Genomic DNA, 13,346 nt, shown 5'->3' with positions numbered 1-13,346 from the left:
AAGCCGATTTACTAGGGCATCAGCAGTTATTAGAAACTGAGAAGGTCAAACAGGAGTTAAGTCGATTTTTACAGAGTGAATGGCGAGATATTGCTGTTGGGAAAACGCTTACTCCCGGATTTCTCACCACACCTCTCAAAGCCTGCGCTTGTGCAGGGGTGCAGAGGAGCAGGTTCGCTAGAGGGAGAGTTCAAATACCAAGTTCTTTCCCCTCCGCCCCTCTGCTCCATCAAACGCCTGAAGCTGTGAGAAATACGGGTTACTTTTGACCGAGGAATGATTATCCGATTTGAAAATGCTAACAATTGCTAACACTTTCTTCCTGCTTCACCCTGGAAGCGTCGGCGCTACCCAGTTCACAGGCTGACACGACCGATCTGGCCGCCTTTTCCAAATTAATCGCTGCATTCAAATCGCGGTCGCATTCAAAACCGCACCCGCACTTAAATACTCGGTCTTTGAGTGTGAGAGATTCTTTTTTATTCCCGCAACGAGAGCAGGTTTTACTACTGGGATAAAATCTGTCTACCACTACTAAACTACTGCCATACAGTTGAGCCTTATACTCAAGCTGCTTACGGAACTCGTAAAAGCTCATATCCGCAATCGCCTTAGCTAGTTTGCCGTTAGCCAACATCCCACGCACGTTTAAATCCTCAATCCCGATAACAGCGTGGTTTTTACTGATGTAGGTCGTGATTTTGTGCAATGTATCTTTGCGAATGTTGGCTATTTTACGATGCAATCTAGCCACTTTTAATTGAGCTTTTCTATAGTTATTCGAGCCTACTTGCTTGCGACGATTCAGCCATTGCATACGAGACAACTTTTGTTCATATTTCTTGTAACTTTTTGCGCCTTCAAATACTTCACCAGTTGATAATATAGCTAAATGGTTAACACCAAGGTCTACGCCTACAAACTCCACAGCTTTAAGAGTAGGAGTCGGTTCTACTTCAAATCTGAAGGAAATAAACCACCTGTCAGCTTGTCTGCTAATTGTAACTGACTTAGGTTGAACTTGAGGTAATCGCTCATAGGTTTTTAAAATTCCAATTTTAGGAACTTGAATTTTGTGATTACCTAAAATATTGAATGTTCCCTCTAAAGTAAAACTATCATGCTTACCCTTCTTTTTGAATTTAGGACGGAGTGAGATTTTCTTGAAACATCTATCCCAAGCAATTCTTAATGCCATTAGTGATTGTTGGGGTGTTGATTTAGAGCATTCATAATACCAAGGATTTTCTTTCTTGACTAATGCTACTAACCATTTACACAAATCAAAATAACTAGGAAACTTAATCTTCTCTGCCGGGTTAGCTTTGTTGTGATCTAATATTTGCTTGGTCAAAGCTAACCCCCAATTCCAAGCGTGTCTTGCTACTCCGCAATGCTTTAAAAATGCTGTAAGCTGCTTGTTATTTAATTTCAATTCAGTTTTAAAGCCTAGCAGCATCTATCTAATCTCCGTAACTACTTAGTTATGCTATTTGCGAAGTTGATTACCCAACTAAATACCGAACAACTTGCGGATCTATCGCAGCAATCCGCTTTTTGATTGATTGTGGAGGATTCTTGAAAAACCGTTTTAAGTCCCGACTCTTGACTAAATAATTTCTAGCAGAACGTCGCATGGCTTTAAGCCAACCTAGTCTTACCCATCTAGCAACAGTAGAAGAGTTCAATGAAAGGGCTTGAGCAATTTGGTTACAACTATAATTGTCCAAAGTGGGACGTGCAGAATAACCCAAGGAGTACAGCTTTTTATGAACAGCTAATGTTGTGCGGTGATAGCCTCGGATTCTGAGCCTATACGCTATCTGCTTGGGTATATATGCTTCAGACATTTCTTCAAGTATTTCTAATTCTTCAGGAGTCCATTTTCGTTTCATTTCTTATTCTTCTTATGACTAAAGAAGCTGAACAAATATTATTTATTTGTGTTTTTCTAGCCGCTTGTATTCGTCCCAATTTCTGGGGTTGTGAGGTGATGAGTTTATTTCTGTAAATTCCCAGTTTTGAGAAGTAATATCAAATAGTTCAATTGCAGCATCAAACCCGCATTGCAAAAATCTAGTGTAGGATTCTTTAGACCATAGAATTGATTCAATAATTGCAGTTATTAACTTGAGATTAGTTTCAGTTGCCGCTCCTTCTTTTTGGAGCCAATCGATTGTTTCAAGTAGTTCTTTTTTAGAAGATGCCGCAGTAGATGGTGGTAGTGCAGCGATGGGCATAGAACCTGTTAGTTGTTTCATAAATCCTCCAATTCCCCAACACCCGAATCAGTTGCCACCTTCTTTTGAGATTTGGCTTTACTGATTTGAAATTCCGACGCTTTAATTACTGGCATTGCAGCTTCTTTCACTGCTGCTTTAGCTTGGTGGTAAAGGAATTGAACTACGCCCGAAGCATCTTCTTCATCTTCCACTTGCGCCCAGAGAGAACAGCCTACTTCGAGAGATTCGTAGTTTCCTAAATTGAATTTTCTTGAATAATTAATTGAGACAGTACCGATTTTCATGGAGTGATTTTGTTGCTAATTGATATAGTGGCGACTCTTGAGCGAATCGCCTTTATAATGCTTAATTACCGTTTGTTACCTTGTGGCAATACTTGGTGATTTTGAGCCTGTAAAGATGCTCTTGCCTCTGCTTCCGCAACAGGCGGGAATGCAGGCGCGGTAACAATCGCGTTTGATGCCCAGCGTTCGTAAGTCTCGTTAGTCACCCATTGCAATGTCGCCCCCGACTCCGCACCAGAGCGAATCATCTCTGCTGCAACTAAAGCGTCCTTTTCAAAGTCGGACTCAGGGTTACGGTACGACCACTGAATGAACCAATACGTTCCCAACGCACCTTCTACCTTCTGGAACTCGGCGCAGAAGATGTAGTTTTTGAGGACAGATGTGATCGCGGCGTAGCAGAATTCTTTCGGATCTCCGGGCATTCCATCCTCACACCATTGTTGGAAAGCACGATGAGCGTAATGGTTGTACAGTCCAGCAAATGAATCCTTACTCCGGCGGTGCATCAGAAAACTCAAAAGCATGGAAGCTGGCCCCTTGAACTGGTCTTTAAGTCCGCCTGTCACTGGAATCACCCACAATTCGGTAAATGGTTCATTGGTGAAGTTCTCGTTGATTGTGAGTAGACGGTCTGGGCGGGATATAGCGATCGCAAAGTCTGCCTTGTTACCTTTGAGATATCCTCCAGCTTGCGCTTCTAAGATTGTGATTTTTGGAGGGCAATCTAAAAGGAATTGCCCGTACTCTTTAGCGCAATTGGCTTGCAGTTTAGGTTGGCTGGGTGGGATGAGAAAAACACTGTTGTTGATTTTGATAGTTTCCATGTGTGCAAAGTGATGGCTGTGTTTATTTGAATGAGTTAATGGGCTTAGTTAGTCGGCAATTTGTCGGAATCTTGTGTAATTGTCAGTAAAAAACCGTGTTTGGTATTCTGCACTCGTACTAGTTCTCTATCGAGTAATGATTGGATTACTGTTCGTGAGAAATTAATGCTGTGCAAAGGAGCAGAACCACCATAGCGGCGCAAGAAAAGCAGTAAGCTAGCAGCTGTGAGGTCAGAGCAGTTTTTGGGCGATTTAGGCATGAGCTATGCCTCCAGGAATTGCTTTTAATTCGTACTTAAGCAGTTCAAGTTGGCGTAGACATTTTTCTATTTCAGCCTGAATCTCTGCTCTCAATTCCTGCGGTGTCAGTAATTTAATCTCGTTCTCTAAGTGATTTCCTTCATCAATAGAATTGATGTCAGGCATGACGATATACCGCCAGCCTTCGCCATATTCGTATGCTAAAAGACTATCGCTTGGGTAATACTTGATGCCGATGATCAGTCCTTGTTCTGCACGTTGTCTCAAGGTGAAACAGGGGTATTTCCAGCCTTGAGGAATGGTGATTGTTGATTGCATGGTTGTAATTGGTGAAGTTAACTATGCTGCTATGGCTTTATCTGTAACTCTGGATTTCTTTGCTACTTTCATGAAGTCATCCAACCCAACTGCTGCTTCTGCTGCTTGAGCGTACCGAATCTGATCCATAGCGTTAGACCAATGGGTGATGTGCTGAAATATCACCCCAATCATTGAATGATCTTTATAGACCCGATAATTCTTGGGGCAGGCTCCATTGACGTAAACGAGCGTGTAACCAGAGATTTCGATAATCTCTGCATTCGGGTCTGTTGGTGGTAGAAAAATTTTCTCTGGTGAATCATCCAACTCGGCTACTTGAAGAGAGGGCGTAGTTTCTGTGGTGTATGCCATTGTGATGTTTGTTACCTATTACGCTGTAGAGGCGATTACAATTGTCTTGATATGCAATCGCCCTTTTAATGTCAGTGGCTACGCTGCTACAGCTGATCGGACTCCCAAAAACGTAATCGCTTCTTCTGCACTCGATGCGAATCTGTTCATGCCGTATGTGCGGGGTCTAGAATACCAACCCTCAAGATTGCAACCGATGTAGCCTACTAGCTGATTATTTCGGTAAAGTTTAGTACTGAAGGATAACCAATCAATCTGGGGATGCCACAGATTGAACTTGACACAAGCTTCTTCTAATTCATCGCTGAGGCGTTCATTGCGCTCCAATGGAGTTTCGGGAAGTGTCGCTTTAACCTCTGCAACTCTTTTTGCGAACCAGTCCCTATCAAATGGCAGTCGTCCGCCTTCCACGAACTGAACCCATACGGTGATCCCGCCTTCGATCCAGATTGTCCGAACAGATTCCGGTTCGACTTGAATAATCTCGCTAATGATGCGGCGGTCACGAGATGTTAAGGGGTCTTTGGTTGGGGCTACAGCTTCGGCTTGGGTTTCGAGATGGGTGTCGAGTTCAGCTTGGGCTATCGCTTGCTCGTCTTTGAAGGGAGTATCTGCAATTATTGTTTGATTGAGTTTGAAGCTTGAGGGTGCTTGTTGTGTGTAAACAGATTGCGTCATAATGAGGATCTCCTGCCTCTATATGGGGTTAGGTTTTTCACAAAAGGCGATCGCTAGTTTTCCAGACAGGGTGATCGTCTTTTGTTTGTATCTCATGAATCTAATATACTATTTTGGCTAGCCACTGTCAAGACACAATCTAGCCAATTAACTGATCTACATAGGCTTTAGACATTAGTAGAAGTTATAGCCACTGGCTAGACCGTGCTTTATAGTGTAAATAGTTGTTTAAATTCAAAGAAGAAAAGATGGCAGACGAAAGAAAGCTTTCTACTAGGAAGCGTGGCGCTCAGATGAATGTAAGGCTTGATGAGAGCTTGTACGTTGAGTATAAGGAGTTGCTAGAAAAAGAAGGAACAAGTATGACTGAAGATATAGAAAGCTACATTAGAGGTAGACTCGGTAGAGAAGAGAGTGAAACTAATGTTGTTGATATCAGGCAAGTTATAGAAAGACAACAACAAGAGATAGCGGAGATTAAAGCAGAACTGGGAAAATTAAGGGCGGGCTAGCCGCAGAAAATCAACAACTCAAGAGTCAGCTAGAACACATGCTAGCCAGCGCCAAAAATCTCATAAATCTAGCAACAAACTCGCCTCCTATAGAACAATAGGGGGCGAAGCTTTTAAAGGGTGGTGATATCTGTCTAGCCCAGTTGCTTTTGTGGCTAGCCTAATGCTAGACTCAAAGCAATTATGCTGACAAATTCAAACCCCCAGCGATTGTTTTCGAGGCAGGCGCTGAGGGTAGTTCCACAAACGCTCAGGTTTATGGTTAATCAAACAATATCAAATCTTCTTGCACCATGCACAGAGGATAATACCGGTATTGACTACAACCCCGGAACAACATCGCTTTTAGATTATGGTGTTGTCAACACCAGCATCCAGGAAACCTTCACCGCCATTGACCGGTTCGAGTGGCAAGCATCCGATGAACTTCGACTGATGCGAGATAAAGGCTATTACGAAGATGGTGGACACAAGAGCTTTGAAGCTTACTGCGAAAATGAGTTGACCAAACACGGGGGATATCGCCGGGTCAGAGATTTGCTATCTGCCAAGAAAGTAGTTGATACTCTGCCAGAGGAACTCAGGGAAAAGATTACTAAACCCTCTCAAACTCGCCCCTTACTCCGGCTGGTTAAAACTCCTGATAAGTTACAGGAAGTCGTAGCGATCGCAGCCAAAGAAAAACCCTTCCCCACTGCCGCCGATTTTGCTAAAGCAGTCCAGCAAGTCGCACCAAGAACTAAACGCACTGCAAAAAGCGAAAACCATAAAACGCAATTGTGTAATTCTGTGACTGTTTCTTCCCTTTCGCATCCTCGTTATGGGGATTCGGGAGTGATTGAGGCAGACGCACCGAATCGCTGGCAACAGATTGTCACTTTTCCTGATGGTGAAAGGCTTTTGGTCAACAATGCTGATTTGGATGCCCCAAGCGTTCCCTTTCCCAGAGAACGCACTTACCCCGCAGAATATACAGAAGCGATTGCAGCACTCAAAAAGCAACACCAGCAGGAGTTAGAGCGTTTACAGCAAGAGTTAAGGATTGGGCTACAGTCAGAAGCCACCGCCAGAGCCGAAGAACAAGTAAGTGAGCAAATCTCATCCTTGCAAAACCTTTACAAGCAACAAAGAGAGCAAAATATCCAGTTACAGCAACGGCTGGATGAAATGGAAGGGTTACGGAAACTGGAGATTGAGAATCAACAACTCCAACAACGTATTCAGGAATTAGAACACGCCGTACAACAGCATCCGGTTCAACAGTGGGGAAATACCATGACCCAGCAATCGACCAAAGTTTTGAACAAGCAAGTTAAACAGGCGTTAGAAAAGACAATTGATTTGCGATCGCTAGCCCAGGAACCACCCAAAGAGAATGCCCAGGAATGCTTACGGTTAATGGGCATGGCTTTGAAAAACTTAGCCAGTGCGATGAACAACACCCAAGCACTAGAAGCTGCGGCAATCATTTTGGGGAGTGAACCGACACCATCTGCGATCGCATATCGAGCCGAGCAATTAGAAATGTTGCCCCAAGCGGTTAGTGATATTAGGGCAGTGCTGGCTAAACCTGGATGTACGTGGCAGGAATTTTGCGATGTTGCCCAAGAGTACGAGGTGATTAAATCAGACTACTGGACAGAATTGACCACCCAAGAGACTGATTTAATTACTACACTCCAGAACACATCTTCTCAACCGGACACTATTGGCGTTGGTTCTATAGTTGCCCACGCCGACCCATACCGTACTTTGTATGTCGAGAGGGGTGAGGTGGTGCAAGATTTGGGCGAAGAGTTAGTGGTGGCTTGGGATTGTTGGAAAGAGCAATCGAAAAAGACTGACAGGTATTCACGAGATGAATTGCGATTCTGGCAACCTCAATAGGCTTTTATTGAATCGGTAACTTTTTAGACAACCAAATACAAGTACCAAGCCCCGCATCACAGTGGGGGAAATTTCCGTGCGTCAACATAACAGGAGATTATAGAATGACTGCAACTATTACTCGTCCCAAGCTCAAAAAGTCTGCTGCCACTAAACCACAATCCCCATATAAAAGACTTCATGTGATTATTCCCATTGAAGATTTGCTCTGGGCATCGCAACAAAAGCCTTCAGTTACGCAATTGTGGCAGGAGTGTTGGACGGCTGATCCCTATGGTTCCCGGTGGATGCCTTTGACCTCAGCTTTGGGTTACAGTACTTTTATCTCTGCGAAGAAAATTCTTGCTGAAAGCGGGTTGTTTATTTTCAAGCCCGACAAGTCAATTCAGGATGGACGGGAGACTGCTAGCTGGATGGTGAAAAATTTGCATGGCAGCCGGATGAAGGAGTTCTGGGAGAAACCCAATGCTGAAAATCAGGAACCAGATTCTACAAAACAAGAATCAAATGCTGAGATTTCAGACAAAGATGCTGGCTCTGAAGAAATTGGTGCTTTGTATGAAGCATCTATTTCAGATCAAAGTCAGTCAGAGAAAGGGTTCCAGAAAGCCTCACGAACTGTTCAGGAACACCTAACGAACTCTACAAAAGAGTTCGTTAGGTGTGTCTCTGACACGCTTACAGAAAATTCGCGTGAGGAGGAGACGGCTCACGCGCCCTTGGGGGGCGCTTCGCCTCAGACTGTTCAAGGCGTATCAGAGAAGGAGGAAGAATTACCTGCGGTAACGGACTGTACATCGCTGACGCTTGTGGATTCTACACAAAGTGAATCCGCTTCGTTGTTGGCTGAAAACCAGGATTGTGGTGTTGAGCCGAGAGACTGTGATGAAGGTGCTTGTTCCGCCGCGCCCGTTGCTCAAAATGAATTTTCTGGCAAGGAAGCGATCGCTAATCAAACACAGGGGCAGTTAGAACAGGGTAATCCCACTTCGTTGTTAGTTGAAAATTCAGTTTCGGGTGTAGAAGTCAAAGCAGATCATGAAGGTACTTGTTCCGCCGCGCCTGTGCCCAATGCTGAAAAATGGTCGCATGAGGCGATTGTTGCACGGTCAAATGTACGACCTGTAAGAAGGGAAAAACTGAATCGAGCGGCGAATTCAGGGGAGAATCCGGGATTTGACTTCTTGCAGGAATGCTGGAATGACGATCCGGCTTTGCAGATTGTGATCAAGAAATTGCTGGCGAAGTGTCCGCAGTGGGGGGTTGCGATTGTGGATGGGGTGTTGGTGGATTGGGAAAGGTAAAAATCACACTGTCTCAGAATATCGTGCAGCTAAAGCGATTGCTGCAATAGCTTCAAAACTGATTCGGTCGCTTATTTTGAAAACTCAATTGTTATGAAAACTAATTACAATCAAGAGTGCCACGAATGTAAAACTTAATACTATATTTTGCTGGTTTATACTACTATACGCCTTGCGATACACTGATTTTTTAAGTATGCTGTATTAATACAAACAGAGGCACTAAGAGGATGACAGCAGACCTTACGCAAGAGAAAAATATTGTTTGGCTTTATGATTTAAAAGACTATCCCTGGCTGCGAGAAAGATTCTCAGATTTTCCCCAAAGAGAGGGAATTACTAAAGCGATAATCTCTAACCATCGAAGATATGCCGAAGAACAAATCGTGGGTTATGTGGAACTAGAAAATGATGCCCCACCCACTAAAAAAGGTAGAAATAAGTTCACAAGACGTATTTTTGTATTACGTAAGGGTGATTATGAGGCTTACAAAGACCATTATAGTTTTCCTACAGAGTCCATAAATCCTTTGACAGTAGAACCTAAACAGAAAGGGTTACAACCTTCTAAAACTCAATGACTTAGGAATGAGCATCAAATTTAGATCCATAACTTTTTTCTGGGGGCATAGCACTGAAATGCTTCTAGAAAGAAAAATTAGAGGTTGTTCCTAGTTGTTCCTAAACTCTTGACAAAGAAATTTTGTACTGTTAATTTGAATACATCATAATTATCAGGAACAACTAGGAACAACTAGAATGCCTACTAAACATTATACTGCTTCAAAAACTCGTTCACAGGGAAGGTCAGCATGGGCAATTACCTTCCGACATCCTTTGCGTACTGATCCTCGGACTGAACAAGGTTTAAAAGTTCGGCGTGGGCTAGGAACATCAGATGAGGTAGAAGCTGACAAGCTTGTAGCACAGATGAATGAGTTGTTAGCTGATGAAAGTTTTTACAGAGTATCCATGCGTTCGGAAGCGGCTCGTCAGTTTTCATCAGTAATAGTTGATGCTTTCTATGATGGTATAGAAAACCCACCTCTAGATCCTTGGAAGTTACGTGAAGAACATCTTCCATTGCCAACAAAAGAAGATGGATACTCTAAGGTTTTATTGGTTGGTACAACAGGAGCAGGTAAAACTTCACTATTAAGACATTTAATTGGAACAGATCCTCAAAAAGACCGTTTCCCTTCAACTTCTACTGCAAAGACCACTACTTCAGATATAGAAATAATCACATCTGATGAATCTTATCAGGCAGTAGTTACATTTTTCTCTGAGTGGGCAGTTCGTACTAGTGTACGTGAGTGTGTAGCAGATGCTTGCCTAGCTGCTTGGGATAAACTCTCTGATGAGAAATTAATAACTCGTTTACTGAATCATCAAGACCAGAAGTTTAGACTTAGCTATATCCTTGGGTCTTGGCAAAAAATCGATAGCATAGATGATGATGATGATGATGATAATTGGGAAGATGAAGAAGATTCCTCAATAAATGATTCGGAAGTAGTAGATGCTAGCGATACGGCAATTCCTACTTTAGATGAACGCGTCAAAATGCAGAAAATACTTGAAGAATATGTTCAACGCATCCGAAAAATGACTGAAGATACAATTCAAAATATCAATAAAATATTGGAAGTAGACATTATTAGTTACGGAGGCAAAGACCGTGAAGTAGTAGAAGAACTTTTTGATGAAGAAATCCAAGCTTTGGATGCTTTTGATGAACTAGTAAACGATATTATGGAGGAAATACAACAACGCTTTGAGCTACTAACTATTGGTAATCTTATTAAACGTAGAACTGGCTGGCCAGAAGTTTGGACTTATGAAATTGAGGATAGAGAAGCATTTATTTCTCAAATTAAGAAATTTTCTAGTAACTATGCACGTTCATTTGGTCGATTATTAACACCATTAGTTCAGGGAATAAGGGTTAAAGGTGCATTTGATCCAATTTTCACAGATGAGAAGCGAAGTCTAATTCTTATGGATGGGCAAGGGCTTGGACACACTCCTGATTCCTCAGCTAGTGTGACGACTCACATTACCAGTCGCTTTGAAGCTGTTGATGTTATTCTTTTGGTTGATAACTCCCAACAGCCTATGCAAGCTGCTCCTTTGTCAGTAATTAGAGCAATAGCTACCAGTGGCTATCAACATAAATTAGCAATCGCATTTACACATTTTGACAATGTAAAAGGAGATAACTTACCTAAGTTTGAAGACAAAAAAGCTCATGTTATGGCTTCAATAACTAACGGTTTGACTAGCTTGCGAGATATTCTCGGTCAACCTATAATCAGGGCAATTGAGCGAAATTTAGAACAACGCTGTTTTATGATGGGTGGTCTAGATAAGTCTTTAGAAGAAGTCAAAAAACGCAGAACTAACAGGATTGAATTAGAACGTCTTTTACAATTTTGTGAAGATGCGATTAAACCACAAGTTTTACCAGAGGTAGCACCGATATACGATCCTACTGGATTATTGTTTGCTTTTCAGCAAGCAACAAGAGACTTTCATAAAAGATGGGATGCAATTCTTGGGCTAGGAGAACTGGATGGCGTTTATAAGGAACATTGGACTCGCGTTCGGGCGCTTAATAGACGTATATCAGAAGAAACTGATGTAGAATATGATACATTAAAGCCAGTTGCAGATTTGTTAGCACGTCTCAATGAGTCCATTTCAAAATTTTTAGATAACCCTAGTAAATGGACTATGAAGAATAAATCAGAGGAAGAAGCTGAACAGGCAGTTAATAACATTCGTCAAAAGGTTTTTGCAGAACTACATTCATTTACCACTAACCGTCTAGTAAAAGAACCTTTAGCTGTTTGGGTAACGGCTTATAAGCACAGTGGAAAAGGTTCTACTATGCTTAGAGCAAGAGATATAAAAGTCATCTATGATACTGCCGCACCAGAACTCACTCCAATCATGAATATTGGTAGTCAAGAATTTTTACAACAAATTCGTCAACTAGTGCATAATGCCATAGAACAGACAGGTGGTAAGCTTGAAGCATCTGTGGTTGCTAAAGTATGATTAGCGAAATTTAAGATTAAGGATGTAAGCCAACTAAGTGGTTTCTTCCAAGCCAAACGAAAATTTACAATGTGAGTAGACGGCGATCGCACCCTTGAGGGGTGCATCGCCTTCACCTATGAAAAGCGCCTTGCAACTTGAAGAATCGCTTACGGCGAATGACTGTACATCGCTAACGCTTGTGGAAGCTGTACAGGGTGAATCTGCTTTGTTGATAGGAGAAAGCCAGGATTGTAGCGTTGAAGCGAGGGACTGTCATGAAGGGACTTGTTCTGCCGCGCCCGTCGCTCAAAATGAAAAATCTCTCAATTCAGCGATCGCTAATCAAACACAAGAGGAGGTAGAACAGGATCACTCTGCTTTGTTGTTGGTTGAAAACTCGGTTTCGGGCGTAGAAATCAAAGCAGTTGATGAGGGTGAAAGTTCCGCCGCACCTGTGTCAAATCCTGAAAAATGGTCGCATGAGGCGATTGTAGCAAGGTCAAATATGCGACCTGTAAGAAGGGAAAAACTGAATCGAGCAGCAAATTCAGGGGAGAATCCGGGGTTTGACTTCTTGCAGAAGTGTTGGGATGATGACCCGGCTTTGCAAATTGTGATCAAGAAGCTGGTGGCGAAGTTTCCGCAGTGGGGGATTGTTTGTGCCGATGGGGTGCTGGTAAAGTGTAGTGAGTAGCAATATTTATGGGAACCAGGGGAAACGCACCTTACCTCACTATATGCAAAATATCACAGCCCCTGTTTTTGATAGTTTATGTAGTACTTTTCAACTACAAGCTGCTCGTACTTGGTCACTTGTCAAGAATAATCACAACACACCTGTTCACCTTCGAGAAGATGGAATTACTGCACTCAATCTTCAAGAACTTTATCAATTCAACTCAAATCGTTTTCTAGTGTTTGATTTCACAGCAAAGAAGGAAAATGCGATTACTGGAGCCGATTGGGAATGGTGGTTTATCCAGCAAAATTCTTTTTTTGGTACTGTTGTTCAAGCAAAAGTTCTTTCGCGTAATCTGATTTACTCTATCGATCAATCTGATACTAATGGTTATCCCCAAATTCAACGTTTGCTCAACTACGCTATTTATTATCAGGTAACACCACTCTACTGTTTTTATAACTATTGGACTCCAGGCACACAAAGCCCTAACTGGTTTTGTCATAGCTTTGGTAATAGAAGCGAACTTTGGGGATGTACACTTGCCGATGCTTGGAATACGCTGTTACTACATAAAAGGAAGCGACATTCCGTCAAATATTTACTACCAATTTCAGTACCGTGGCATTGCGTTGCTTGTTGTCCTGGAATTTATCCAGATGAATCACAGGGCATAGCTACTCGTGCGTGTGCATTTGCACAAGCTTTACGACAGAGGTTATTTGAGGTTCCAGAAGAAAGAGATTTTCGTGAAGATATTCCAGACTTACCTAAAATAAATACTAAGCGACAACTTCCACCACGTATACGATCTTTAATTAGTGCTTTACAGAGTGGAGATGGAATTACTCGTGAACTTATAAATGATTTGTGGAGCGAGACACCACCAGATTATGTAGTTCTCCAAGGTGATATTACAACTGTTTTAGAACAGTAGCCTCAATTTTTGAATGC

The 13,346-nt window shown here is 42.4% G+C and carries 17 protein-coding genes; 8 read left to right on the top strand and 9 right to left on the bottom strand.

All coding sequences use genetic code 11. The features are described 5' to 3' along the window. Nucleotides 1-269, top strand: a 269-nt coding sequence (locus HWQ36_RS22020; protein ID WP_292706482.1) for a hypothetical protein, incomplete at its 5' end; no start/stop codon positions are given. A 29-nt stretch (nt 270-298) separates the two neighbouring features. Here the strand turns inward: HWQ36_RS22020 and HWQ36_RS22015 are convergent. The 9 genes from HWQ36_RS22015 to HWQ36_RS21975 form a co-directional block, all read right to left on the bottom strand. Then, nucleotides 299-1,459 carry a transposase gene (locus tag HWQ36_RS22015; protein WP_292706481.1) on the bottom strand — a complete coding sequence of 387 codons (1,161 nt, stop codon included), beginning with the start codon at nt 1,457-1,459 and terminating at the stop codon, nt 299-301. Between the two features lie 46 nt (nt 1,460-1,505). Next, nucleotides 1,506-1,895 carry a hypothetical protein gene (locus HWQ36_RS22010; RefSeq protein WP_292706479.1) on the bottom strand — a complete coding sequence of 130 codons (390 nt, stop codon included), beginning with the start codon at nt 1,893-1,895 and terminating at the stop codon, nt 1,506-1,508. A 42-nt stretch (nt 1,896-1,937) separates the two neighbouring features. Beyond that, entirely contained in the window at nt 1,938-2,261 is a 324-nt protein-coding gene (locus HWQ36_RS22005) for a hypothetical protein (RefSeq protein WP_292706477.1), read from the bottom strand. Next, the gene (locus tag HWQ36_RS22000) at nt 2,258-2,527 is read right to left on the bottom strand and encodes a hypothetical protein (RefSeq protein ID WP_292706475.1); all 270 of its coding nucleotides are present in this window, start codon (nt 2,525-2,527) and stop codon (nt 2,258-2,260) included. The genes HWQ36_RS22005 and HWQ36_RS22000 overlap by 4 nt, the downstream gene beginning before the upstream one ends. A 65-nt stretch (nt 2,528-2,592) precedes the next feature. Next, the gene (locus tag HWQ36_RS21995) at nt 2,593-3,354 is read right to left on the bottom strand and encodes a hypothetical protein (protein WP_292706474.1); all 762 of its coding nucleotides are present in this window, start codon (nt 3,352-3,354) and stop codon (nt 2,593-2,595) included. A gap of 44 nt (nt 3,355-3,398) precedes the next feature. Beyond that, nucleotides 3,399-3,614: a hypothetical protein gene (locus tag HWQ36_RS21990; protein WP_190963272.1), complete on the bottom strand. Its 216-nt coding sequence runs from the start codon at nt 3,612-3,614 to the stop codon at nt 3,399-3,401. After that, complete coding sequence (locus tag HWQ36_RS21985) at nt 3,607-3,933, bottom strand: hypothetical protein (RefSeq protein ID WP_292706471.1); 327 nt, start codon at nt 3,931-3,933, stop codon at nt 3,607-3,609. Before HWQ36_RS21985 ends, HWQ36_RS21990 begins: the two co-directional genes overlap by 8 nt. A 21-nt stretch (nt 3,934-3,954) precedes the next feature. Further along, nucleotides 3,955-4,287 carry a hypothetical protein gene (locus tag HWQ36_RS21980; RefSeq protein WP_292706470.1) on the bottom strand — a complete coding sequence of 111 codons (333 nt, stop codon included), beginning with the start codon at nt 4,285-4,287 and terminating at the stop codon, nt 3,955-3,957. 78 nt (nt 4,288-4,365) lie between these two features. Further along, nucleotides 4,366-4,965 (bottom strand): hypothetical protein, encoded by a 600-nt coding sequence (locus HWQ36_RS21975; RefSeq protein WP_292706468.1) that lies wholly within the window; start codon nt 4,963-4,965, stop codon nt 4,366-4,368. 248 nt (nt 4,966-5,213) lie between these two features. On the opposite strand from HWQ36_RS21975, the gene HWQ36_RS21970 reads away from it, so the two are divergent. The 7 genes from HWQ36_RS21970 to HWQ36_RS21940 all read left to right on the top strand — a co-directional run bounded on the left by HWQ36_RS21970 (nt 5,214) and on the right by HWQ36_RS21940 (nt 13,329). Then, the gene (locus tag HWQ36_RS21970) at nt 5,214-5,477 is read left to right on the top strand and encodes a hypothetical protein (RefSeq protein ID WP_094345164.1); all 264 of its coding nucleotides are present in this window, start codon (nt 5,214-5,216) and stop codon (nt 5,475-5,477) included. 258 nt (nt 5,478-5,735) lie between these two features. Further along, nucleotides 5,736-7,364, top strand: a complete 1,629-nt coding sequence (locus HWQ36_RS21965; RefSeq protein WP_292706460.1) for a hypothetical protein — start codon at nt 5,736-5,738, stop codon at nt 7,362-7,364. Nucleotides 7,365-7,468: 104 nt separating this feature from the next. Beyond that, entirely contained in the window at nt 7,469-8,668 is a 1,200-nt protein-coding gene (locus HWQ36_RS21960; RefSeq protein ID WP_292706458.1) for a hypothetical protein, read from the top strand. Nucleotides 8,669-8,898: 230 nt separating this feature from the next. Further along, the gene (locus HWQ36_RS21955; protein ID WP_292706456.1) at nt 8,899-9,249 is read left to right on the top strand and encodes a DUF6009 family protein; all 351 of its coding nucleotides are present in this window, start codon (nt 8,899-8,901) and stop codon (nt 9,247-9,249) included. Between the two features lie 178 nt (nt 9,250-9,427). Further along, on the top strand, nt 9,428-11,731 hold the full coding sequence (locus HWQ36_RS21950) for a hypothetical protein (RefSeq protein WP_292706453.1): 2,304 nt from the start codon (nt 9,428-9,430) through the stop codon (nt 11,729-11,731). Between the two features lie 118 nt (nt 11,732-11,849). Continuing rightward, nucleotides 11,850-12,407 (top strand): hypothetical protein, encoded by a 558-nt coding sequence (locus HWQ36_RS21945; protein WP_292706451.1) that lies wholly within the window; start codon nt 11,850-11,852, stop codon nt 12,405-12,407. Continuing rightward, a complete protein-coding gene (locus tag HWQ36_RS21940) occupies nt 12,400-13,329 on the top strand; it encodes a DUF6615 family protein (RefSeq protein ID WP_292706449.1) in 930 nt (309 codons plus the stop codon). The genes HWQ36_RS21945 and HWQ36_RS21940 overlap by 8 nt, the downstream gene beginning before the upstream one ends. Nucleotides 13,330-13,346 lie beyond the last annotated feature (17 nt).

The sequence above is a fragment of the Nostoc sp. NMS2 genome (genome assembly GCF_017115105.1).
In the GTDB taxonomy this organism is placed as follows: Bacteria; Cyanobacteriota; Cyanobacteriia; order Cyanobacteriales; family Nostocaceae; genus Nostoc.
Note: the sequence above shows the minus strand (reverse complement) of the source record. Positions and strands in the feature narration are given on the sequence as shown.

Bases quoted from the DNA above. Each gene is read 5' to 3' on its own strand.
- HWQ36_RS22015 (WP_292706481.1), bottom strand. From the start codon at position 1,459: ATGCTGCTAGGCTTTAAAACTGAATTGAAATTAAATAACAAGCAGCTT.
- HWQ36_RS22010 (WP_292706479.1), bottom strand. From the start codon at position 1,895: ATGAAACGAAAATGGACTCCTGAAGAATTAGAAATACTTGAAGAAATG.
- HWQ36_RS22005 (WP_292706477.1), bottom strand. From the start codon at position 2,261: ATGAAACAACTAACAGGTTCTATGCCCATCGCTGCACTACCACCATCT.
- HWQ36_RS22000 (WP_292706475.1), bottom strand. From the start codon at position 2,527: ATGAAAATCGGTACTGTCTCAATTAATTATTCAAGAAAATTCAATTTA.
- HWQ36_RS21995 (WP_292706474.1), bottom strand. From the start codon at position 3,354: ATGGAAACTATCAAAATCAACAACAGTGTTTTTCTCATCCCACCCAGC.
- HWQ36_RS21990 (WP_190963272.1), bottom strand. From the start codon at position 3,614: ATGCCTAAATCGCCCAAAAACTGCTCTGACCTCACAGCTGCTAGCTTA.
- HWQ36_RS21985 (WP_292706471.1), bottom strand. From the start codon at position 3,933: ATGCAATCAACAATCACCATTCCTCAAGGCTGGAAATACCCCTGTTTC.
- HWQ36_RS21980 (WP_292706470.1), bottom strand. From the start codon at position 4,287: ATGGCATACACCACAGAAACTACGCCCTCTCTTCAAGTAGCCGAGTTG.
- HWQ36_RS21975 (WP_292706468.1), bottom strand. From the start codon at position 4,965: ATGACGCAATCTGTTTACACACAACAAGCACCCTCAAGCTTCAAACTC.
- HWQ36_RS21970 (WP_094345164.1), top strand. From the start codon at position 5,214: ATGGCAGACGAAAGAAAGCTTTCTACTAGGAAGCGTGGCGCTCAGATG.
- HWQ36_RS21965 (WP_292706460.1), top strand. From the start codon at position 5,736: ATGGTTAATCAAACAATATCAAATCTTCTTGCACCATGCACAGAGGAT.
- HWQ36_RS21960 (WP_292706458.1), top strand. From the start codon at position 7,469: ATGACTGCAACTATTACTCGTCCCAAGCTCAAAAAGTCTGCTGCCACT.
- HWQ36_RS21955 (WP_292706456.1), top strand. From the start codon at position 8,899: ATGACAGCAGACCTTACGCAAGAGAAAAATATTGTTTGGCTTTATGAT.
- HWQ36_RS21950 (WP_292706453.1), top strand. From the start codon at position 9,428: ATGCCTACTAAACATTATACTGCTTCAAAAACTCGTTCACAGGGAAGG.
- HWQ36_RS21945 (WP_292706451.1), top strand. From the start codon at position 11,850: ATGAAAAGCGCCTTGCAACTTGAAGAATCGCTTACGGCGAATGACTGT.